Source organism: Stenotrophomonas sp. CC22-02, assembly GCF_004365115.1.
GTDB lineage: Bacteria > Pseudomonadota > Gammaproteobacteria > Xanthomonadales > Xanthomonadaceae > Stenotrophomonas > Stenotrophomonas forensis.
The window spans coordinates 2078898-2100305 of sequence record NZ_SOCO01000001.1 but is presented as its reverse complement, the minus strand read 5'-3'; the positions used below and the strand labels follow the sequence as shown (position 1 = coordinate 2100305).

17 protein-coding genes are annotated in these 21408 nt (G+C 67.8%); 9 read left to right on the top strand and 8 right to left on the bottom strand.

All coding sequences use genetic code 11. The features are described 5' to 3' along the window. The 3 genes from N440_RS09650 to N440_RS09640 all read left to right on the top strand — a co-directional run. Nucleotides 1-3882, top strand: a 3882-nt coding sequence (locus N440_RS09650) for a YadA family autotransporter adhesin (protein WP_208322784.1), incomplete at its 5' end; no start/stop codon positions are given. A gap of 61 nt (nt 3883-3943) precedes the next feature. Continuing rightward, nucleotides 3944-4786 (top strand): OmpA family protein, encoded by an 843-nt coding sequence (locus tag N440_RS09645; protein ID WP_133934914.1) that lies wholly within the window; start codon nt 3944-3946, stop codon nt 4784-4786. Nucleotides 4787-4907: 121 nt separating this feature from the next. Continuing rightward, nucleotides 4908-5198 (top strand): hypothetical protein, encoded by a 291-nt coding sequence (locus tag N440_RS09640; RefSeq protein ID WP_014037513.1) that lies wholly within the window; start codon nt 4908-4910, stop codon nt 5196-5198. A gap of 80 nt (nt 5199-5278) precedes the next feature. Here the strand turns inward: N440_RS09640 and N440_RS09635 are convergent, their stop codons facing one another. Beyond that, on the bottom strand, nt 5279-6106 hold the full coding sequence (locus N440_RS09635; RefSeq protein ID WP_133934913.1) for a class I SAM-dependent methyltransferase: 828 nt from the start codon (nt 6104-6106) through the stop codon (nt 5279-5281). A gap of 63 nt (nt 6107-6169) precedes the next feature. On the opposite strand from N440_RS09635, the gene N440_RS09630 reads away from it, so the two are divergent. After that, nucleotides 6170-6577 (top strand): MerR family transcriptional regulator, encoded by a 408-nt coding sequence (locus N440_RS09630; protein ID WP_133934912.1) that lies wholly within the window; start codon nt 6170-6172, stop codon nt 6575-6577. Between the two features lie 31 nt (nt 6578-6608). Here the strand turns inward: N440_RS09630 and N440_RS09625 are convergent, their stop codons facing one another. The 3 genes from N440_RS09625 to N440_RS09615 form a co-directional block, all read right to left on the bottom strand. Beyond that, on the bottom strand, nt 6609-7325 hold the full coding sequence (locus N440_RS09625; protein ID WP_005409984.1) for an MgtC/SapB family protein: 717 nt from the start codon (nt 7323-7325) through the stop codon (nt 6609-6611). Nucleotides 7326-7428: 103 nt separating this feature from the next. Continuing rightward, a complete protein-coding gene (locus tag N440_RS09620) occupies nt 7429-9201 on the bottom strand; it encodes a chloride channel protein (protein ID WP_243831320.1) in 1773 nt (590 codons plus the stop codon). A gap of 62 nt (nt 9202-9263) precedes the next feature. Further along, nucleotides 9264-11345, bottom strand: a complete 2082-nt coding sequence (locus N440_RS09615) for a TonB-dependent siderophore receptor (protein ID WP_133934910.1) — start codon at nt 11343-11345, stop codon at nt 9264-9266. Nucleotides 11346-11476: 131 nt separating this feature from the next. On the opposite strand from N440_RS09615, the gene N440_RS09610 reads away from it, so the two are divergent. Further along, nucleotides 11477-12397, top strand: a complete 921-nt coding sequence (locus N440_RS09610; RefSeq protein WP_133934909.1) for a M14 family metallocarboxypeptidase — start codon at nt 11477-11479, stop codon at nt 12395-12397. 73 nt (nt 12398-12470) lie between these two features. On the opposite strand, the gene N440_RS09605 is transcribed toward N440_RS09610, so the two are convergent. Continuing rightward, nucleotides 12471-13322: a LysR family transcriptional regulator gene (locus N440_RS09605; RefSeq protein WP_133934908.1), complete on the bottom strand. Its 852-nt coding sequence runs from the start codon at nt 13320-13322 to the stop codon at nt 12471-12473. A 160-nt stretch (nt 13323-13482) separates the two neighbouring features. Here N440_RS09605 and N440_RS09600 point away from each other — a divergent pair, with 160 nt between their 5' ends. Then, nucleotides 13483-13836, top strand: a complete 354-nt coding sequence (locus N440_RS09600; RefSeq protein WP_133934907.1) for an SMR family transporter — start codon at nt 13483-13485, stop codon at nt 13834-13836. Further along, on the top strand, nt 13836-14159 hold the full coding sequence (locus N440_RS09595; protein ID WP_008266185.1) for an SMR family transporter: 324 nt from the start codon (nt 13836-13838) through the stop codon (nt 14157-14159). The genes N440_RS09600 and N440_RS09595 overlap by 1 nt, the downstream gene beginning before the upstream one ends. A gap of 102 nt (nt 14160-14261) precedes the next feature. Here the strand turns inward: N440_RS09595 and N440_RS09590 are convergent, their stop codons facing one another. The 3 genes from N440_RS09590 to N440_RS09580 all read right to left on the bottom strand — a co-directional run bounded on the left by N440_RS09590 (nt 14262) and on the right by N440_RS09580 (nt 18739). Beyond that, on the bottom strand, nt 14262-17210 hold the full coding sequence (locus N440_RS09590) for a TonB-dependent receptor (RefSeq protein ID WP_133934906.1): 2949 nt from the start codon (nt 17208-17210) through the stop codon (nt 14262-14264). Between the two features lie 69 nt (nt 17211-17279). Continuing rightward, nucleotides 17280-18224: a FecR domain-containing protein gene (locus tag N440_RS09585; RefSeq protein ID WP_133934905.1), complete on the bottom strand. Its 945-nt coding sequence runs from the start codon at nt 18222-18224 to the stop codon at nt 17280-17282. Beyond that, nucleotides 18221-18739 carry a sigma-70 family RNA polymerase sigma factor gene (locus N440_RS09580; RefSeq protein WP_101765637.1) on the bottom strand — a complete coding sequence of 173 codons (519 nt, stop codon included), beginning with the start codon at nt 18737-18739 and terminating at the stop codon, nt 18221-18223. Before N440_RS09580 ends, N440_RS09585 begins: the two co-directional genes overlap by 4 nt. Nucleotides 18740-18887: 148 nt before the next feature. Here N440_RS09580 and N440_RS09575 point away from each other — a divergent pair, with 148 nt between their 5' ends. Then, nucleotides 18888-19268 carry a VOC family protein gene (locus N440_RS09575; protein WP_008267426.1) on the top strand — a complete coding sequence of 127 codons (381 nt, stop codon included), beginning with the start codon at nt 18888-18890 and terminating at the stop codon, nt 19266-19268. Nucleotides 19269-19414: 146 nt separating this feature from the next. Continuing rightward, nucleotides 19415-21394, top strand: coding sequence for a choline BCCT transporter BetT (gene betT, locus N440_RS09570; RefSeq protein WP_049400600.1), 1980 nt, complete (start codon nt 19415-19417; stop codon nt 21392-21394). The last annotated feature ends 14 nt before the right edge of the window (nt 21395-21408 follow it).

Here is a 21408-nt window from a genome sequence, read left to right as displayed (position 1 = left end):
GTGGGTGGCGCCGTCGGTGGTGCCCTCAACGGCACAGTCGGCAACGTGGGCAATGCCGTGGGCGGCACGCTCAACAACACCGTAGGCGCCGTCGGTGGCGCAGTGAATGGTGCCGTCGGCACGGTGGGCGCGGTCGGAGGCACGGTGGGTGGCGCAGTCAACGGTACGGTTGGCGCCGTAGGCAGTGCAGTCGGCACCGTTGGCAGCACCGTCGGTGGCGTGCTGAACGGCGCCACTGGCGGCAGCACCGGTGGCCTGGGCGGGGTGCTGGGCAACACGCTGGGCAACGTGGGCAGCGCCGTGGGCAACCTGCTCAATGGCAATCTCAATGGCACCCTCGGCAATCTGGGCAGCGCCGTGGGTGGCCTGGTCGGTGGCACGCTCGGCGGACTTGGCCTGACCAAACCCTCTGCGATTCCGCCGACCAGTCCGAAGGCGCCGGCTGCCGCCGACCCCAATGCGGGCCTGATCATCGGCACCGGCGGCCTGGTCGGTAATGTTGGCCAGCTGATCGGTCCGACCACCACCAGCCTGTTCGGTGGCAACGGCTACCTGAGCAACGGCAATCTCAAGCTCAGCAATGCCAACGTGATGCAGACCTATTCGACGGTCAACGTGCTGGGACTGCCGGTGGTCAACCTGTCGCCGGTCGGTAGCACGCTCAATGGCCTGGGCGGTGCGGTTACCGGTGGCAGCTCGCACCTGACCCTGATCGGTGGCGTCACCTCCGACAGCTACATCTACAACATCAACAACGGCAATCCGGGCGGCCTGCTTGGCCTGTTGCTGCCGAAGGATTCGCCGGCATGGGCGGCCAAGTGCCTCGACATCGCCCTGGCCGACATCTCCTGCTGGGCGGTCAATGCCGCACAGGATTACCAGGTGCTGATGGGTGACGGCGCCTTCGCCAACGGTTCCAAGGAAGTGGTGATCGGCGCCAACGCCCGCCACGAACTGCCGAAGGTGGATGCCAACGTCGCCTTCCCCGGCGCCGGCACCAATGATCCGAGCAACCCGACCGGCGTACCGACGGCTGACTATGCCGCGCGCATGGGTCACTCGGTGATCGTCGGCGACAGCGCCGTCGGCACCGCCAACGGACAGACCCTGCTGGGCGCGGAGGCGACTTCGAACCAGGCCAACTCGGTCGCACTGGGCTACCGTTCGGCTGCACTGCGCGGTGCGCAGGCCAGCTACAGCGCCTATGGCCTCACCGCGCCGCAGGTCTCGGCCGGTGAAGTGTCGGTGGGTACCGCCGGCGGTGGCGAGCGCCAGATCACCAATCTCGCCGCGGGTAGCGCCAACACCGATGCGGTCAACGTGGCCCAGCTGAAGGGCGCGATCAGCCTGATCAACGGCGTGGCCGATGTTGCGGTGACCTACGATCTGGACGGTGCCGGCAACCCGAACTATCGCCGGGTCACGCTGGGCGCGGGCACCGGTACCACCACCATCGGCAATCTTGCCGGCGGCGCGGTTACTGCCGGCAGCCTGGAGGCGGTCAACGGCGGACAGCTGGCAGGCACCAACGCCGCCATCGCCAGCTTCTTCGGTGGTCGTGCGGCCTTCGATCCGGCCACGGGCGCCTTCACCGCGCCGCTGTTCGAGATCAGCACCATCTCCACCGGCGGTGCGATCGCCAAGGGCCTCTACACCAACGCGACCGATGCCTTTGCAGCGGTCGATGGGTCGCTGGTCAACCTCAACACGCAGATCACCGATATCCGCAACGGCGGTACCAAGTACCTGCGGGTCAATTCGACCGGTACCGAGGCCGTGGCCAGCGGCACCGACTCGATCGCGGTCGGTACCAACGCCCGTGCAACCGCTGCCAACAGCATCGCCGTCGGTGCTGGCAGCCTGGCCGACCGCGCGAACAGCGTGTCGGTCGGCGCGGCGGGTGCGGAGCGCCAGGTCACCAACATGGCAGCCGGTACCGCCGCCACCGATGCGGTGAATGTCGGCCAGCTGCAGGCAGCCGCGGCCGGCGCACTGCGCTACGACCTCAACGGCGACGGCAGCGTCAACTATGCCAGCGCCACGCTGGGCCAGGGCGGCACCGCCACCACGCTGCGCAACCTCGGCCCGGGCCAGGTCAGTGCCACCAGCAGCGAGGCCATCAACGGCGCCCAGCTGTTCGCTGCCAACCAGGCCGTGGCCACCCACCTCGGCGGTGGCGCGGCGGTCAACGCCAGCGGTGTGCTGACTGCGCCGACTTACTCGATCAACAACATCGCCGCCAACGGCACCATCACCAAGGGCAGCTACAACGACGTCGGCACCGCCTTCGACGCGGTCAGCAATTCGCTGGCCAACGTCGCCGACCAGACCGGGGAGATCGACAAGCTGGCGGTGAAGTACGACGTCGATGGCAGTGGCAACGTGATCAACAGTGTCTCGCTGAAGGGCACCGGCACCGGAGCGGTGAAGGTGACCAATGTCGCCGCAGGCAGCATCCTGGCGGGCAGCAGCGATGCCATCACCGGCGACCAGCTGTTCAGCACCCACAGCACCATCGCCAACTACTTCGGTGGCAGCACCGCCTTCAACGGCACCACCAATGTGTGGACAGCGCCGAAGTTCAGCATCTCCAGCATCGCCACCGATGGCAGCTTCACCAGCGGCGACTACAACAACGTCACCGCGGCCTTCAACGCGGTGGACGGCTCGCTGAAGGTCCTCAACCAGCGCATCACCAACGGGGGCGGTGGCAGTGCCTACCTGGCGGTGAACTCGACGGCGGCGGCTGCAACTGCGGCCGGTGCCGAAGCGGTGGCGGTCGGCCCGCAGGCCAGTGCCGCAGGTGCCAACAGCGTGGCGGTCGGCAACGGCGCCAGCAGCAGTGCCGGCAACAGTGTGGCGCTGGGTGCCGGTTCGGTGGCCAGCGTCGGTGCGCAGAGCGGCTACACCGGCGCCTATGGGCAGACCGGTGCCAGCAACTCGGCCGGTGAAGTGTCGGTCGGCAGCAGCGGCAGCGAGCGCAAGATCACCCACGTTGCCGATGGCTCCGACGACCACGATGCGACCAACGTCGGCCAGCTGAAGAATGGCGTGAACTACGCCATCGACCAGTCCAAGTCCTACACCGACCAGAAGATCAAGAACATCACCAATGTGGCCGGCAGCTTCCGTGCCAACAACACCAACAACCTGGCCGACCCGTCCGCCAGCGGTGCCAATTCGGCCGCTGGTGGTGCAGGCTCCACGGCTGCCGGCGCCAACTCGACCGCGCTGGGCAACGGTTCGCAGGCACAGGCCGACAATTCGGTGGCACTGGGTGCGGGTTCGGTGGCGAACCGGGCCAACACGGTCTCGGTCGGTGCCGCCGGTGCCGAGCGCCAGGTGGTCAACGTGGCCGACGGTTCGCAGGCTACCGATGCGGTCAACGTTCGCCAGCTGCAGGCCTCGCAGCAGGGCACGATCCGCTACGACACCACGGTCAATGGCGCCACCAACTTCAACAGCGTCACCTTGGGCAACACCGGTAGTGGCCCGACCACGGTCCGCAACGTAGCCGCCGGTACTGCCGGCAACGATGCGGTCAACGTGGACCAGCTGAAGTCGGGCATGGCACAGACCCTGGACTGGTCGAAGGCCTACACCGACGAGCGCATGGGTGGCTTCGAGCATGATCTGCGCAAGACCGACAACCGCGCCTCGGCCGGTATCGCCTCGGCGATGGCCACGGCGGCGCTGCCGCAGCCCAGTGAAGCCGGCCGCAGCATGGCTTCGATCGCCGCCGGCAGCTACAACGGCGAATCGGGCGTGGCGCTGGGCATCTCCGGTGTCTCCGAAGGCGGGCGCTGGATCTACAAGTTCAGTGGTTCCACCAACAGCCGTGGCGAGGCCGGTGTGGCCGTCGGTGCCGGCATCCAGTGGTGATCGCCGCCGCCGGGCCGCCAACGCGGCCCGGCATCGCGGAAACGTCAACAGGGGGAATGACATGAAACAGCATCGCATCGCCCGGGCCGGCCACGCTGCCGCGACGCTGGGACTGATCCTGGGACTCGGCCTGCTGGCCGCCTGCCGCAGCCATGCGCCAGCCGCCGATGGCCCCGCCGAAACCACCGCCGTGCACTTCCCGGAGGCAGCGAAGGCGTCGCTGAAGGAAGGCACCTATCCCGACGTCGCCGATCTGCGCCGCTTTGCGCCCGGGATGAGCAAGCGCCAGCTGTACACCCTGCTGGGCACGCCGCACTTCAACGAAGGCATGTGGGGCGTGCGCGAGTGGAATTACCTGTTCAACTTCCGCACTGCGCAGGGCGCGGAGTACTTCACCTGCCAGTTCCAGGTGCGCTTCGACAGCAAGGGCATTGCCCAGGCCGGGTACTGGAAGCCGGAATCGTGCGCGGCCGTGCTTGATCCGCCGCGGCCTCCGGCTCCGCCTGCACCCGCACCGGCGCCATTGCCGGAACAGCCGTTGCGTCTGTCTGCCGACGCACTGTTCGGCTTCGACAGTGCGAAGCTCAGCGCCGAAGGCCAGCAGGCCGTGCAGGGCATCCTGGCGCAGGTGCGCGAGGCGGCGCAGGTTCAGTCGATCCGGGTGACCGGGTACACCGACCGCATCGGCAGCGCCAGTTACAACCAGGCGTTGTCGCAGCGCCGTGCCGATGCCGTGCGCACCGCACTGGTGCAGGGTGGGGTGCCTGCCGGCAGCATCAGCGCCGAAGGCCGCGGGGCCGCCGAACCGATCGTGCAGTGCGAGCAGCGCAACCGCCGCGAGCTGATTGCCTGCCTGGCACCGAACCGGCGGGTGCAGATCGCGGGGATGGCCCATCCGCGCTGAGATTCCTGCGCCGGGGCATGACCCCGGTATTCCGAGTCCCCCCTGACCGTCGGCAGGACGTGGCAACGTCTCCCCCGTCATCCACGCCTGCCGGCGGCTCAGGTTTTCCATGGTGCACGCGATGAATGCCCAATTCCTGCCTCTTTCCATGAAGACGGAAGCCACACTGAGTGTGTATGGCCAGCTCGGCAACCACGCCGTGGTGCGTATTCCCGGGCGGCGGCTGCCGGGATTGATCCTGCAGGCCGATACCGTGGCGGGTTTCCTGGCCCAGCTGCAGGAAGCCCAGGCCTGCCTGCGCAGCGGCCGCGCGCAGCGTACCGATGCCGAGCTGGACATGCTGATCGACGTCCTGCAGCAGTGGTACGCGCTCATCGAATCGCGCCTGGCCGATGCCGGCGAGGCGCTGTAGAAAAAAAGGGGACGGAGGGGATTAAGTCGTTTCCGGCACTGCCGGGGCAAGAACGACTTAATCCCCTCCGTCCCTTTTTTCTAGGCGCGGGCGCTTACGTGCCAGCAGGCGGCATCCACGCGCACGCGGTCGCCCTCGATGAAGGGGGTGAACGCCGCCAGGGCCCTCTCGCCGAGTGCGGCGGCGCGGGCTTCCGGCATCGAGCGCAGCGCCAGTCCCAGCGGGCCCAACTGGCCTACGTACGTCGGCAGGTCATCACGGGCGATCGAGCAGGGCAGGTCCACCGCGACCACATCCACATCCTTCCAGCCGGCGGCCAGCAGCACCTGCCGCACGCGTTCGCCATCGGCGAAGGCGAACTGTCCCGGAGCGCCGGGCACGCGTGGCGGTAGTTCCAGCGCATCGCCGATGGCGCGCTCGGCAGTGGTCATGAACGGATTCTCGTCTGCACCGCGCCAGGCAATGAAACGAAGGCCGGCGCCGGGCAGCGCCGCGCGGTGCAGGTTGGCGAAGGCCGCGCCGCTGTCCTCAAAGAACATCACGCCCAGCCGCGACTGGATCCAGTCGTAGTGTGCCGGCGGCAGCGGATACTGCTGCGCATCGGCCACGATGAAGTCCGCCGCCCGTCCTGCGTCGACGGCACGTTGACGGGCCAGCGCCAGCATCGGCGCGGAGATGTCCAGGCCGGTGCAGTGCGCCTCTGGTCGCGCCGCCGCGGACGCGAGCAGGCTGGCGCCGGTACCGCAGCCAATGTCCAGCAGTTGCGTGACGGTGTCCGGCAGCTCGCTGACCAGCAGATCGGCCATTGGCTGGAACAGGCCATCGAGCATGGCCTGTTGCGCGACCCATACCTGCCCGCCAGGGCCATTCCAGAGCGCGTTCTGATCAACCGGGGATGTGCTGGCCATGGCCTTGCCTTGCGGGGAAGTTGCCCATAGGTTGGCGCTTGAAGGCGACTTGAGGTCAAGCCCATGCGTGAACTGGATATCGGCGAGGTGGTGAAAGGCAGTGGCGTGCCGGCCTCGACACTGCGCTACTACGAACAGCTGGGGCTGTTGCAGGCCCTGGGCCGTCGCGGCATGCGCCGGCAGTACGACGAGCAGGTGCTGGAACGGCTGGCGCTGATCGGCCTCGGCCAGGCGGCCGGGCTGTCGCTGCAGCAGATCGGGGTATCGCTGCCGCCCCTGCGTGGATGCCTTACGCTGGACCGGGACGCCCTGCTGGCACAGGCCGAGATACTGCAGCGGCAGATCAACCAGCTGCAGCGGATACGCCGGCACCTGCAGCGTGCGGCGGCCTGCCCGGAGGCGCAGGATGCGCGCCAGTGCGGCTCATTCCGCAAGTTGCTGAGGGCCCAGCAGCGCATCGCGGGAGGGTGAGAGAAGCCCATCCACGCCATGCGTGGACGAATCAATCGCGGGTACTGACTTCCCAGGTGGCGTGCAGCACGCCCGGCACATGTTCCATCCGCGCCAGCACCACGTCCAGTTCATCGGCGCTCACGGCGGTGCTGACCAGGACCGCGATCACATCGGTGGGCGCGTCGGCATGTTCGACCACCTGCACATCGCCAACCGGATACTGCGCGGCCTCCAGCGCATCGACCAGCCGCTCGCGTACGCGTGGCACCGCTTCGGCATCCACGCTCAGTCGCACCTCGTAGGTCGCTTCGGTCGCCGCCTCGTTGATCGGGATGCGGTTGATCGCATTCACCAGCGGCCGTAGCAGGGTGTTGCCGGCGATGATCAACACCGTCAGCAGCACGCCCTCTGCCAGCATGTCCGCACCGGTGCAGCTGCCGACGGCCGCCGAGCACCACAGGGTGGCGGCGGTATTCAGGCCGCGCACGTTCATGCCTTCCTTCATGATCACGCCGGCGCCGAGGAAGCCGACGCCGGAGACCACGTAGGAGATCACACGCACCGCCTCGGCGCTGCCGGCGATGCGCATGCCCAGGTCGACGAAGGCAGCCGCGCCCACCGCGACCAGCACGTTGGTGCGCAGGCCGGCGGTGCGCTGCCGGTACTGGCGCTCGGCGCCGATCAGCGTGCCGAGCACGAAGGCGGCCAGCAGGCTGACCACGGTGTCGGCGAAGGGGCCGGCCTGGAAGGTTTCAATGAAGCGCATGGCCCGAGTCTACCCGGTGGAAGTGACAGTAGTTCCACGCCAACGCGTGGACATCCAGATGTGCCGGAAACGACTTAATCCCCTCCGTCCCCTTTTTGTGGGGTCATTCGGTGTCCTCGACGCGCTCGCCCATCAGTTCGCGCTGGCGCTTGTCCAGTTCCTCGGCGTAGCGCTTGCGCACGAAGGCTTCGGAGACCACGCCCAGCACCTGGCCGTCGGCGGTGACCACGGCCAGTTCGTCGGCCTGGGTCTGGTCGAAGCGCTGCATCACGCTGACCACGTCCGCGGCCGGCGACAGTGACACGTCACGGTTCTCGGCCAGTTCGCCGATCGCGGTCTCCGGCTTCACGCCATCGCCATAGACGCGCGGGATCTGCACGATGCCGGCGTAGTGGCCTTCGCCATCGATCAGCACCACCCGGCTGCCCGAACCCAGCGGGAAGCGCTGGCGGAACGCGGCAGCGTCGAGGTCGGCCGGTGCGGTCGCCACGCCCTTGCGCATCAGCCGGCCGGCGTTGAGGTTCTGCACCCAGCCGACGTCGCGGGCGCTCTTGATGGTCTCGCCGCGCAGGTGCATGCGCCAGGTCGAGAACGAGTAGCCGAACCACTGCCGTACCAGCGTGCTGGACACCAGCACCGCGCTCATCACCACGCTGGTCAACAGGAAGTCGTGGGTGCCTTCCAGTACCAGCATGGCCATGGTCATCGGTGCGCCGACCACGGCGGCGGCCAGCGCCGCCATCCCGGCCAGTGCGGCGGAGGTGGCGTCGATCACCGGCACCCCGGTGGCCATGGCCAGCAGGCCGGCGAACAGGGCGCCGACCAGGGTGCCCATGAACAGCGAGGCGAAGAACAGGCCGCCGCGGAAGCCGAACCCGAGCGAAATGCCCGAGGCCAGGCACTTCAGGGTCAGCAGGCCGCCGATCCAGATCAGCGGCAGGTGCGTGGTCAGGTCCAGGTGCAGCGCGCCATGCCCGGACGACAGCACCTGCGGGCTGGCCAGCGCCAGTGGAATCAGCAGCAGGCCGCCCACCACCGGCCGGCACCACAACGGCAACGGGCTGCGCTTGACCGTGCCTTCGATCGAGGCGATCAGCCGCATCACCGCGATGCCGACCATCGCGCAGCAGCAGCCGAGCAGGCCGTAGATGGCGTAGTCGGCGGCGCGGACATCAATCGTCGAGGCTGCCGGCAGCAGGTAGGCCTCGATGCCGGCCTGGTCGGCCACGAACGCGCCGGCCAGCGCGGCGACCGCGACCGGCGCCAGTGCAGCCGGGGTGTAGGCGCCGATGACGATCTCGAAGGCGTAGAACGCGCCGGCCAGCGGCGCACCGAAGGCGGCGGCGATGGCACCGGCGGCACCCGCGCCGACCAGGATGCGCACGTCGTTGCGGCGCAGGCGCATCACCCGGCCCAGCTGCGAGCCGCTGCCGGCGCCCATCTGCGTATACGACGCCTCCAGCCCGACCGAGGCGCCACAGCCGTTGGACAGCAGGGTCTGGGTCAGCACGATCAGGTTGTCGCGCATCGACATGCGGCCGCCGTGCAGCGCATTGGCTTCCACCGCATCGAGCAGAGGCCGTTTCAGCCGGGTCGCGGCCAGGCTGACCAGCCCGACCAGCAGCCCACCCAGCGGCAGCACCAGCAGCGCGGTCCAGGTCAGCGAGGGCAGGGAGCTCAGCCGCATGCCTTCGTCCAGGCCGTACAGCGCGCCCTGCAGCCAGCGCGCGATGCCCGATTGCAGCAGGGTCAGGTAGCCGGCGATCAGGCCGACCAGCAGCGCCAGCGCGATGAACCACAGGTCGCTGCCGCGCAGGCGCAGGCGCAGGCCCTGGAAGGCCAGATGCAGGCGCGATGGTGAAACGGGCAGTGACATGGTGGCGGCATGATACGCCGCCACCGTGAGCGCCACCGTCACTGCATCGGGCGGTTATCGCCTCAGAAGCGGTAGCGGCCCTGCACGTAGAAGGTGCGCGGCGCGGCCACCATGCGCCCGGCGTTGCCGTCGACGTTGCGGGTATACCAGAGCTTGTCGGCCAGGTTGTTCACGCCCAGCGCGATCTCGCTGTCGCCCAGCCCCGGCACCTGCCAGGCCACCTGTGCGTTCCACAGGCGCACGCCGGGCACGCGGCCCACGCGCGCGTCGGCGGTCTCATCCCAGGTGTTGGCCGCATCGGAGAACTGGCCGCTCTGGTGGGTACTGGAAACGTTGAAGGTCCAGCCGGCCAGGGCATACCGGGCACCCACGCTGTCGGTGTCGCGCGAATAGAACGGCACGTCCAGGCCGCGGTTGTCGCCGGACTGCTGGATCGCCTTGGTCCAGGTGTAGTTGGCGTACAGCTCCAGCCCGGCCAGCGCGCTGTCCTCGGCGAAGTGGTACTCCAGCGCGCTTTCCACGCCCTTGTGGTCGGTGGCGCCGATGTTCTGGAAGGTCGGCGGGGTGATGCCCGGCACCTGCAGGATCTGGTTGTCGAAGCGCATCTTGAACACGGTGACTTCCGCGCGCAGTGCGCCGTCCTGCCAGCGCGCGCCCAGCTCGGTGGTCTTGGCCACTTCCGGGTTCAGCGGGTTGCTGGCGCTCTGCGAATTGAGCTGGATGTTCTGCACCGGCCCGAACGAGGTGGTGTAGTTGCCGAACACGGTCAGCTGCGGGGTCAGCAGATAGGCGATGTTGAGCGAGGGCAGGGCCTTGTTGTTGCGGCTGCTGAAGGTCGCGCTGCCGCCGGACTGGCGGCGGTCCATGTCGATCCACTCCATGCGCACGCCCGGGGTGATCCGCCACTGGCCGGCCGCGATGCGATCGTCGATGTAGAATGCGTGGGCGTCGGTGGCGTTGTCGAAGCGGGTAGTGGCGCTGGCCGCGCCGGTGCGGCGGGTGACGGTGTAGCTGCGGTCGTTGCCGCGCTCGCGCAGGAAGCGGTAGCCGGCGGTGATGTCATGCACGGTGCTGCCCCAGTGCAGGCGCTGGGTGTAGCGCGGCTCGATGCCAAGCACGCGGTAGTCGCGGGGCTGCACGGTCAGCTGGGTGTTGGCGGCATTGATCAGCGAGCTGGCACGGTTGCTCTCGTTGTAATAGGCCAGCACCTCGAACTCGCTGTTGGCCGAGAGCGTGTTGGTGTAGCCCAGGTCGATGCCGGTGCGATGGCCCTTCCAGAAATCGGTGGGGCGGGTGTTCTGGAACGGGTCGGCGTCGTACTGCGCGCGGGTCAGGCCGCCCGGAGTCAGCGAGCGCACATCGTAGTAGGACAGCTTGGCACGCAGTTCCTGCTGTTCGTCGATGGCGTAGGCGAACTTCAGTGCGAGATCGTTGAAGCGGTCATCGCTGCCCTGGCGCCAGCCGCGGCCGTCCTGGCCGGAGTAGAGCAGGGCGGCGCCCAGCCCGTTGTCGCCGGTGCCGCCGAGGAAGGCGTTGTACTGCGTGCTGTCGCCGCCGCCGTGGTCGTAGGCGGTGTAGCGCACGCCGGCCTCACCGTGCAGGCCGGCGCCGGTCGGAATGGCGCGGGTGCTGAAGTTGATGATGCCGCCCACGTTCTGCGGCCCGTAACGCACCGCGCCGCCGCCGCGCACCACGTCGATCGATTCGATGTTGGACAGGCTGGTCGGTGCGAACGACAGCTGCGGCTGGCCATACGGCGCCACCGCCAGCGGCACGCCGTCCAGCAGCACGGTGGAGCGCGGCGAGTAGCGCCCGGTCAGGCCACGCACGCCGATGTTCAACGACACCGAACTGCCGGCCGTACCGGAGTTGTCGGTGACCTGCACACCCGGAATACGGCGCATGGCATCGCCGATGCTGGCCGCGCCACTGGCCTCGATGCGCTGGCGGTCCACCACGGTGCGGGCGCCGGCGAAGCTCTTGACGCTGTCGTGCAGGCCGGTGCCCAGCCAGCTGCCGGAGACCTGGATGCTGTCCAGCGTGGTGGCGCTCTCCTGAGCGAGGGCGCTGGCGGCCGGGAGCAGGCACAGGGCGAGGGCGGCGGCCAGTGGCAGGCGGGCCGGTCGGAGGGCGTTGATGGGCATCGGTGCAGGTCGTGGAAGGTCGTAAATGAGAATTATTGCTGATTCCATTCGCCAATGGAATGCGCCTGCGGTTCATGCCGATGACCGGATGGTAGAGTGGTTGATTGCTTCCTGACTCGCTGAGATCCGCCATGTCCCAAGCCGCTTTCTACCCTGTCGGAACCCCTGGCCAGCCGTGGGGAGCGGCGGAACGGGAACAGTGGCGTGGCCGCCAGCAGCGCCTGCGTCGCTATGACGAAGAGGTGCTGCCGCGCATCCAGGCACTGGCCTCGCGCTTCGACAAGGTGGCCTATGGCCAGCTCGACTACGCGGGCGAGACCTACACCCTGTTTGCCCTGCGCAGCCGTGACTGGAATCCGGCCCTGCCGGCCGCGCTGGTCACCGGTGGCGTGCACGGGTACGAAACCAGTGGCGTGATGGGGGCGCTGGAATTCCTTGAAAAGCACGCCGCCGACTATGCCGGCAAGGCCAACCTGCTGGTGGCGCCGTGCGTGAACCCGTGGGGCTTCGAGCGCATCAACCGCTGGAACTTCGATGCGATCGACCCCAACCGCAATTTCCGCGCTGACGGCCCGGCCCGCGAGTCGACCGCCGTGATCGAACTGATCGCGTCCTACCAGGGCCAGTTCGTGCTGCACATCGACCTGCATGAAACCACCGACAGCGACGAGAGCGAGTTCCGCCGGGCCCTGGCGGCGCGTGATGGCAAGCCGTTCGAGCCGGGCCTGATCCCGGATGGCTTCTACCTGGTCGACGACAGCGAGAACCCGCAGCCGGCGTTCCAGCAGGCGGTGATCGCGGCGGTGGAAAAGGTCACCCACATCGCCCCGGCCGACGACAAGGGCGAGATCATCGGTTCGCCGGTGGTCGCCCATGGCGTGATCGAGTACCCGCTGGAGAAGCTGGCGCTGTGCGCGGGCATCACCGGTGCGAAGTACACCACTACCACCGAGGTCTACCCGGACAGCCCGCGCGCCACGCCGCAGCAGTGCAACGACGCACAGGTGGCCGCGGTGTGCTCGGCCCTGGACTACGCACTCGCCCATCGTTGATGAAAAAGGGGACGGAGGGAATTAAGTCGTTTGTGCCACAAACGACTTAATTCCCTCCGTCCCCTTTTTCGGTTCACCCCAGCGCGTCGGCCCACCACAGGGCGGCCGGACCCGGCGGCGTGTCGCGGCGCCACAGCAGGTCGCTGTGGATGCGCCGGGGCCAGCCGGGCAGGGTCAGTTCCACCAGCTGCCCACGGTCATAGCGCTGTACCAGCGCGCGTGGCAGTTCGGCCCAGCCGATGCCGTCCTCGGTCATCTCCATCACCATCAGGTAGTCGGTGGCGGTCCACGCCAGTCCGGTGGCTGCACGTGCATGTTCGACCTCGGCGCTCAGTCGCACCTGCCGGTACCGGGCCAGCTGGGCTGCAGCGCGGCGGCCGGCGTCGGCCAGCGGATGCTCGCGCGCCACGTACACCGACAGTTCGCTGTGGTGGGCCAGCGGCCGGGCCACCAGTTCATCGGGATAGCGTCCCTGCCTGGGCAGCAGGCCCAGTCCGGCCCGGCCGCTGCATACCAGTTCCAGCACGTCCTCACCTTCGGCATCCAGCCATTCCAGCTCGATCTCCGGGAACGCCTCGGCAAACCGTTGCAGGACCCGCAGCTCCGGATCGAGCTGGTAGACATCGGAGAACACCACGGTCAGGCGCGACTCGACCGGTGCGGCCAGGCGCACGCTCAACTGTTGCAGGCGGGTATCGGCAGCGAGGATCTCCTGTGCGTGCCCCAGTACCTGCCGGCCGGCTTCGGTCAGCTGCGGGTAGCGCCCACTGCGGTCGAACAGGCTGACCCCCAGGTCCGCCTCCAGATGGGCGATGGCGGTGCTGACCGTCGACTGGGTCTTGCGCAGGCGGCGCGCCGCCGCCGAGAACGAGCCCAGCGCCGCAGCTTCCACGAAGGCCTGCAGGGATTCAGGGGAATAAGGCATTGATCCATCGCTCCAGTCGATGGAATCTATTTTGATCCCACCGTAAAAGACGATGATACTTCCGGTCGTCGCCCCTGTCTGCGGGGCGTTCCGGATCATCCACGCATGGCGTGGATCTACTGATGGCGGGGCGCGGTCCTCGCCCTGCAAGGAGTTTCACATGTCCCGTACTGTTCCTGCCCATGGCGCGCTGGTCGCCTGGGCTTGCCTGACCGTGGCGATCGTCGCCGAAGTGGTCGGTACCTCGTTCATGGCCCATGCCGCCCGTGATGGCGGCTGGACCGGTTACCTGGTCATGGCCGGCGCGCTGGCGCTGTCCTATTACTTCCTGGCGCTGTCGGTGCGTCGCATCGCGGTCGGCGTGGCCTATGCGGTCTGGGAAGGCCTCGGCCTGACCCTGCTGACCGTGGTCGGCCTCACCGTGTTCGGCGAGAGCCTGTCACTGCAGCAGCTGGCCGGGCTGGTGCTGGCGGTGGTCGGCATCGTCTGCGTCACCCTCGGGGAGGCGCACTGATGAACACCCTGGCCCTGTTTTTCGTGATCTGTTCGGCCTTGATCGACGTCGCCGCCAACATGATGGTGGCCAAGTCGGAAGGCTTCCGCCGCTGGCGCTGGGGCGTCGCTGCGATCGTCATGGTCTGGATCGCCTTCGCCCTGCTGGGCCAGGCGGTGCGCTACATGGACCTGGCCACCGCCTATGCGATGTGGGGGGCAATCGGTGTGATCGGTACCGCCACCTGCGGCCGCCTGTTGTTCGGCAACCGCCTGCGTCCGATCGGCTGGATCGGCATCGCGCTGGTCACGTTCGCGGTGCTGCTGCTCAGTACCGCGAAGTAGTTCGTCGCTGTGCCAACCAAGGTTGGCACCCACCAGCGCGTGAGCCGCCGCAAGCAAGCGCCCCGGAGCGGAACTCCCGGGGCGCTGTCGTATCCGCAGGGCTTAGAAGCGTGCGGTGAAGTTCAGCCGCGTGGTGCGGCCCGGGCCTGGCATCAGGCTCATCGCCAGCGTGTCCATGTAGTAGGTGTTGCGCAGGTTGCTGACCACCAGTTCCACCTCGGCTTTCGGGGTGAACTGCCAGCGCGCGTAGAAGTCATAGATCGCGGTGGGCAGGTAGATGTTCTGCAGGCCGGTCGAGCCGGTGGTGTTCCAGGGCTTGTCCAGTTCGTGGGTGGGGCCACTGTTGTAGGTGCGGCGGATGCCGGTATCCAGGCGGCGGTCGAACAGGCGGAAGCCCAGCGTGCTGTGGATCGAGTACTTCGGCGGGTTCTGCGCGTTGACGAACGAAGTGCCGAAGCCGCCGTCCACGCAGTCCGGCGTGGTATCCAGCTTGCTCCACTTGGCATACGGGTCTTCGCGCAGGCGCTTGGCGGTGGCCGCATCGCAGGTGCGCGCGCGCTGGTAGTAGCTGGCCGACAGGTCCAGGTAGGCAATGCCAGCGTCATAGCCCGATTGCAGCTCGTAGCCGGACACCGTGTAGTTGTCGACGTTGTCGACGTAGAACGCCCAGGTGCTGGAATCGAAGCGGCGGGTGATCGCGTTGTCGATATCGTTCTTGAACCAGGCCACCTTGAACGCCAGGCGGTCGCCATCGCGCCAGAGGTCCTGCTTGAGCAGGCTGAAGCCGATGTCCCAGGAACGGTTCTTCTCCGGCTTCAGGTCGGCCACCGGCGCCGAGGTGCTGTTGCCCAGCGTCGATTCGAACAGGCTGGGCATCTTCCAGCCCTGCGCGTACTTCACGTAGAAGAACATGTCCGCATCGAGGTTGAAGCGGGCCTCGGCATACGGCGCGAAGCCATGGCCGGAGCGCCGGATCGCCGGCTTGTACCCCCACGCGGTGGGAATCTGCTTGGTGTAGAAGCCGTTGGCACCGCGCGGATCGGGAATGAAGCCATCGAAGTCGTAGGCCTGGCCCAGCGTGCTGTCGCCATACGGCGTGGCGCGCAGCGAGTCATACGTGTAGTTGCCCTGTGCGTCCGGGTACCACTCCTTGTACCAGCCCGGCAGCAGCTGGCCGCCCTTGCTCAGGCGGGCGAAGGTGTAGCGCAGGTCGCGCGATTCGCTGACGAAGGCCACGCGGTTGCGGTCACGGGTGCGGTAGTCGATGAAGCGCCCGCCCGCGGTCAGCGACAGCCAGTCCCACGGCTGCCACTGCAGCGAGGCGACGACGCTGGCTTCGCGGCGCGTGCCCGAGCGCAGGTAGCGGTTGTTGTTGTAGTCCACCGGCAGCACCGGTGAATTCGGCGCGGTGTCCTCATGCTGGAAGGCGGCACCGTAGCGCAGCGTCCACTCACCCAGATCGTTGCTGAAGCGGGTGGTGTTGCTGCTGTCCAGGCCCCAGCGCTGGGTCTTCACGTCCGACTGCAGGCCCGGGCCGTAGGTCTCGCCCAGCGTGTCGGGCATCGCGTCGCCAGGATAGTTCTTGAACAGCGGCGTGTTGGCGATGTTGCTGTTGAACATGCGGCTGGTGGCGGTGGTGAACCACAGGGTGCTGCTCAGGTCCAGCCACGGGTGTGCCTCGGGCCGGTAGCGGTGGCGCAGCGAGGTGGCGTTGACCCGCATTTTCCCGGGCTCGAACTGGAACATGGTGTTGGCCTTGTCCACGTAGGTCACCCATTCGTTGGACTCGCCCACGCGGCCGATCGCCGACGGCATGATTTCGCCGAAGCTGGAGTTGAAGAAGCGGTGGCTCAGCTCCAGGCGCTGGTCGGGGTCGGGTGTCCAGGTGAACTTCAGCAGCGCCGATTCGTTGTCGGTATGCGTGTTGAGTACCTCATCGCCCGGATGGAAGAGCTTGGACACCGCCTGGCTGGACATGCCGGTGCCGCCGCTGGACAGGTGCTGGTCGTCGTAGCGGTGCGCGCCGTTGCTGCCGGCAAAGTAGTTGCCCTGGCGGCGACGTGCATAGGCGGCCACCAGCTGCCAGTCTTCGCCGCGCTGGGCGAAGGCCAGGCTGCCGTTCCAGTCACGCGGGTCGCGCAGGCTGTTGCGGTTGTCGCTGCCACGCGCCACCTGCTTGAACACGCGCGTGCGGTCGATGCTGTTGTCGGCCACGCCGCCGCGCACGCGCAGTCCCCAGGCCTGGCCGTCGTCGAGGATGTCATCGACGTTCAGCGTTTCCATGTAGACCACGCCGCCGATCGCGCTCGCGGCATTGGCGGCCAGGCTCGGTCCCTTCTCGATGCTGATCGCGCTGATCAGGTCCGGATCGAGGTAGCTGCGCTGCTGCACACCGGCATAGCCGCGGTACACGTCGATGGCCTGCTGGCCGCCGTCGATGATCACCGGCACCCGGTTCTGGCCCTGCAGGCCACGGATGTTGACGTCCAGCGCGCCACCGTTGCGGACGTCAGCGGTATGCACGCCGACCGCACCGGCCAGCACGTCGCCGATCGACTGGCCGCGGAAGCGCTCCAGCTGCTGGCGGTCCAGGTGCACGCGCGAGCCGCTGTCACGGTAGACCGCATCGGCATCGGCCAGGCCCCACGGCGAAGCGCCTTCGCTGGCCTGGCCAGCCACGCGCAGGGTGCCGATCTGGCGTACCCCGGCCTCGGCGTTGGGTGCCGCCTGCAGCACCACGCCGTTGGCATCACGCTGGAAGGTCAGGCCGGTACCGGCCAGCAGCTGTGCCAGTGCGGCATCGGCGCCGAGCGTCGCCTGCACGCCGTTGCTGTGGCGGCCACGGGTCAGGCGCGCGTCGGCGGCGATGGACAGGCCCGATTGTTGGCCGAACGCGGTCAGGGCCCGGTCGAGCGCACCCGCCGGGATCTGCCAGCGCACGGATGCGGCGGTGTCCTGTGCATGGGCGGCGGCCGGCAACAGGCACGGGGTGGTCAGGGCCAGGCACAGCGCGATGGCCAGCGGGCGAGGGGAGGGGCAGGGTAGTTTCATGGGGGCGGCGACATCCGCAATGGGTTCCCTGTTAGGGCCCGGTGAGGGCGCAGAAAGGGAACCGCTGTTTCAAAGCGGGCGCATGATGGTCCACCACGGCCAGCGCTGCTCGATGCGGATCGGCAGGGCGCGGGCCAGCAGCTGCAGGGCCTGCAGGCTGTCCAGGCGTGGCAGTACCGCGGTGACGTTCAATGCGGCGAGCGCCGGATCACACCCCAGGTAACCGCGATGGTGGCGGGCCAGCTCGTCGATGACGCGGATCAGGGGCACGTCCTGGACCTGCAGTCGGCCGTCGTGCCAGTCGCCACGCAGCGGATCGGCATCGACCGCCGACAGTCCGCCCAGTGGACCGATCCGTACCGCCTCGCCTGCGGGTACGTCCTGCGCCGCGCCGAACAGCGGCAGGCAGCGCACCACGCCTTCGAACACATCCAGGCGACTGCCCTGCAGCTCACGGCCGACCGCGAAGCGGGTGCCGATCGGCTGCAGGCGCACGCCCGGCACATGCACCGACAGCGGCAGATGGGCAAATGCGGGCAGATGCCCGGTCTGCAGCAGCAGTTCGCCGCGCAGCAGGTGCACGTCGCGGCGGCCGTTGCCGATGTCGATCGACACTTCACTGTCGGCGTTGAGCCACAGCCGGCTGCCATCGGCCAGGGTCCAGTGGCCTGTGTGCCCGGCGGCCGTGCGCTGCGTCTGCAGGCCGCGCTGCAGCTGCACGGCGTGCAGGCCGAGCAACGAGAAGGCGCCAAGGCCGAGCGCGCCGCCGAGGCCGCGCAGTGCCTGCCGGCGGCGACGGCCAGCGGCATCCAGCGCCTTCGCTGCCGCCGGGGCCGACAATGGCGCGAACGATTGCCAGACCGACTCGACCCGTTGCCACGCATCGGCATGGCCGGCATCAGCCTGCAGCCAGGCCCGCCAGTGCTGCTGGTCGGCGTCGCTCCATCCCTGCTGGCGCAGCGCGAACCATTCCGCAGCCTGCTCCAGCGCCGGGCTGGCAAGTGCGGCACTCATGCCGTGGCATCGCCGGACAAGCGCAGGCAATGCAGCATCGCCTGCGCCATGTACTTCTTGACCATGCGCTCCGATACGCCCAGCTGCTGGCCGATCTCCGCATAGCCGAGTCCGGACAGCCGTGCCAGAAGGAAGGCACGCCGTGGTCGTTCGGCCAGGCCGGACAGCATGTCGGCGATGGCATGCAGCAGCTGCAATGCCTGCGTCCGTTCTTCCGCAGACGGGTGCACCGGCTCCGGTTGCGCGGCCAGCGCGGCCAGATAGGCGCGCTCCAGGTCGGCGCGCTGCCAGTGGTTGACCAGCAGGGCGTGCGCGATGGTGCTGAGGTAGGCACGCGGCAGGCGCAGCTCGGACGGATCGACGCGACGGCTGAGCAGGCGCAGGAAGGTGTCCTGGGTCAGGTCGGCCGCGCAGTCTGCGTTGTGGGTGCGGCGGCGCAGCCAGCCCAGCAGCCAACCATGGTGTTCGCGGTAGAACCCCGCCAGCGCAGTGCTGGAGGCGGCGGGCACGGCCATCGGCATCGGTCATTAATGAGAATGATTCCCATTATAGAATGATCGTGCGTCACTCGACAAACCTTGTGCAGCCAGGGCGCGAGGAGGGTGGATTTGCGATGCGCCCCTGCGCTCGCCGACACTGCGGCTTTCCACAAGGAGTGTCCGCATGTTCAGCCACATCACTGTTGGAACGAACGACATGAAGGTCGCGCACCGCTTCTATGAGGCCCTGTTCACCGCCCTCGGTGCGCGCCCGGGGGTGTTCGACGACAAGGGTCGACTGGTGTACTTCAAGGATGGCCGGATGTTCATCGTCACCGCCCCCATCGATGGTGAGCCGGCGTGCCATGCCAACGGCGGCACCATCGGCTTCACCCTGGACAGTGCCGAGGCCGTGCGCGGCTGGCAGGACGCCGGCGTGGCCCATGGCGGCACCGCCATCGAAGACCCGGCCGGCATCCGCAACATGGCCGGACGCCAGTTGTTCCTGGCCTACCTGCGCGATCCGGACGGCAACAAGCTGTGCGCGGTGCATGTGATGTCGTGATGCAGGGCAGGCACGGCGGCGCGCGCGTGATAGCACGAAAGCGCGCGCGCAGGCCGTGACCCGCGGCCGCGACTTCATGCTCTGTCCACTGCGGTTCAGCCAGAATCGGTCGGCTAATCCTTTGATCTGCCGGAGAACGCCGCCCCATGGAAGTCCTGGAGCCGCAACAATCCCCGGTGCGCACCCTTCGGCCTGTGTTCGCCTTCGCGGCGATCGTTGTCGTGGCGTTCGCGCTGTTTGTCAGCCTGTTCCCGCTCGGTGCGGGCCGCCTTCTGGTCAAGGCACAGGACTGGGCCGCACTCAATGTCGGCTGGTACTACCTGCTGGCGATGACCCTGTACCTGGTGTTCGTGGTCGGCGTGGCGCTGTCCAAGTACGGTGGCATCAAGCTCGGTGCCGACCATGACGAGCCGGAGTTCAGCTATCTGTCCTGGGCCGGCATGCTGTTCGCCGCCGGCATCAGCATCACCCTGTTCTTCTTCTGCGTATCCGAACCGCTGACCCACTACCTGCAACCGCCGCAGGGCGACCCGGCGGCGGGCGAGGCCGGCGCGCGCCAGGCCATGCAGTTGCTGTTCCTGCACTGGGGCCTGCATGGCTGGGGCGTGTTCGCACTCGCTGCGATGGCGATGGCCTACTTCGCCTACCGCCACAACCTGCCGCTGGCGCTGCGTTCGGCGCTGTACCCGCTGATCGGCAAGCGCATCAATGGCCCGATCGGCTACACCGTGGACGCGCTGGGCATTGTCGCCACCGTGTTCGGCATCGGCGCCGACATGGGCTTCGGCGTGCTGCACCTCAACGCTGGCCTGTCGCACCTGTTCAACATCCCGCATTCCAACCTGGTGCAGATCATCCTGGTCGTCAGCATGATGGGCGCGGCGGTGGCCGTGGCCGTCTCAGGCGTGGAGAAGGGCGTGCGCTGGATGGCCAACATCAACATGCTGCTGGCGATCGCGCTGGTGCTGTTCATGCTGTGTGCCGGACCCACGCAGTACCTGCTCAGCACGTTGATGCAGAACCTGGGCGACTACCTGGGCAGCGTGGTTGGCAAGAGCTTCGACGTGTATGCCTATGGCGGCCGCCCGGAGTGGCTGGGCGGCTGGACGGTGTTCTACTGGGCCTGGTGGATCGGCTGGGCGCCGTTCGTCGGCCTGTTCATCGCCCGCATCTCGCGTGGCCGCACCATCCGCGAATTCGTGTTTGGCGTGCTGCTGATACCGCTCGGTTTCACCCTGGCGTGGCTGTCGATCTTCGGCAACAGCGCGCTGGACCAGGTGCTGCACCATGGCCAGCAGCAACTGGCGCAACTGGCGGTGGATGATCCACCCACCGTGCTGTACGCGCTGCTGGACGGCTACCCGTGGAGCAAGGCAGTGATCGCGGTGACGGTGTTCGTCAGTTTCATTTTCTTCGTGACATCGGCTGACTCCGGCGCGGTGGTGCTGTCCACGTTGTCCTCGCATGGCGGGGCACCGGAGGATGATGGCCCGCGTTGGCTGCGTGTGTTCTGGGGCACGGTCATCGCGGTGCTGACCGCCGGGTTGTTGCTGGCCGGCAGCATCGATGCGCTGAAATCGGCGGTGGTGCTGGCGTCGCTGCCGTTCTCGGCGGTGTTGTTGCTGATGATGTGGGGCCTGACCCGCGCCTTCAGTGACGAATCGCACCGCAAGCGCGCGCTGCAGTACCGTCCCTCGCCGCTGATCGGTGACGACCGCCACCACCAGGGCTGGCGCCAGCGCCTGAGCCAGGCCATGCACTTCCCGGTGCGCGACCAGGTCTACCGCTTCATGGACGACACGGTGAAGCCAGCGATGGAGGCGGTGGCCGAGCAGTTGCGCGGGCAGGGCTGGGATGTGGCCACGCGATTCGAGGCCGGCGACATGGAGTTGACGGTGAATCACGGCGAGCAGCAGGACTTCCTGTACCGGGTGATCCTGAGTGGCTACCTGACGCCGTCGTTCGCTGCGCAGCAGCTGCGCAACCAGCGCTACTACCGCGCCGAGGTGCATCTGTTCGAGGGCAGCCAGGACTACGACCTGGTCGGCTACAGCCGCAAGCAGATCATCAACGACATCATCAGCCAGTACGAACGGCACCTGCAGTTCCTGCACCTGAGCCGTTGATGCACGAACGCTGT

Bases quoted from the DNA above. Each gene is read 5' to 3' on its own strand.
- N440_RS09645 (WP_133934914.1), top strand. From the start codon at position 3,944: ATGAAACAGCATCGCATCGCCCGGGCCGGCCACGCTGCCGCGACGCTG.
- N440_RS09640 (WP_014037513.1), top strand. From the start codon at position 4,908: ATGAATGCCCAATTCCTGCCTCTTTCCATGAAGACGGAAGCCACACTG.
- N440_RS09635 (WP_133934913.1), bottom strand. From the start codon at position 6,106: ATGGCCAGCACATCCCCGGTTGATCAGAACGCGCTCTGGAATGGCCCT.
- N440_RS09630 (WP_133934912.1), top strand. From the start codon at position 6,170: ATGCGTGAACTGGATATCGGCGAGGTGGTGAAAGGCAGTGGCGTGCCG.
- N440_RS09625 (WP_005409984.1), bottom strand. From the start codon at position 7,325: ATGCGCTTCATTGAAACCTTCCAGGCCGGCCCCTTCGCCGACACCGTG.
- N440_RS09620 (WP_243831320.1), bottom strand. From the start codon at position 9,201: ATGTCACTGCCCGTTTCACCATCGCGCCTGCATCTGGCCTTCCAGGGC.
- N440_RS09615 (WP_133934910.1), bottom strand. From the start codon at position 11,345: ATGCCCATCAACGCCCTCCGACCGGCCCGCCTGCCACTGGCCGCCGCC.
- N440_RS09610 (WP_133934909.1), top strand. From the start codon at position 11,477: ATGTCCCAAGCCGCTTTCTACCCTGTCGGAACCCCTGGCCAGCCGTGG.
- N440_RS09605 (WP_133934908.1), bottom strand. From the start codon at position 13,322: ATGCCTTATTCCCCTGAATCCCTGCAGGCCTTCGTGGAAGCTGCGGCG.
- N440_RS09600 (WP_133934907.1), top strand. From the start codon at position 13,483: ATGTCCCGTACTGTTCCTGCCCATGGCGCGCTGGTCGCCTGGGCTTGC.
- N440_RS09595 (WP_008266185.1), top strand. From the start codon at position 13,836: ATGAACACCCTGGCCCTGTTTTTCGTGATCTGTTCGGCCTTGATCGAC.
- N440_RS09590 (WP_133934906.1), bottom strand. From the start codon at position 17,210: ATGAAACTACCCTGCCCCTCCCCTCGCCCGCTGGCCATCGCGCTGTGC.
- N440_RS09585 (WP_133934905.1), bottom strand. From the start codon at position 18,224: ATGAGTGCCGCACTTGCCAGCCCGGCGCTGGAGCAGGCTGCGGAATGG.
- N440_RS09580 (WP_101765637.1), bottom strand. From the start codon at position 18,739: ATGGCCGTGCCCGCCGCCTCCAGCACTGCGCTGGCGGGGTTCTACCGC.
- N440_RS09575 (WP_008267426.1), top strand. From the start codon at position 18,888: ATGTTCAGCCACATCACTGTTGGAACGAACGACATGAAGGTCGCGCAC.
- betT (WP_049400600.1), top strand. From the start codon at position 19,415: ATGGAAGTCCTGGAGCCGCAACAATCCCCGGTGCGCACCCTTCGGCCT.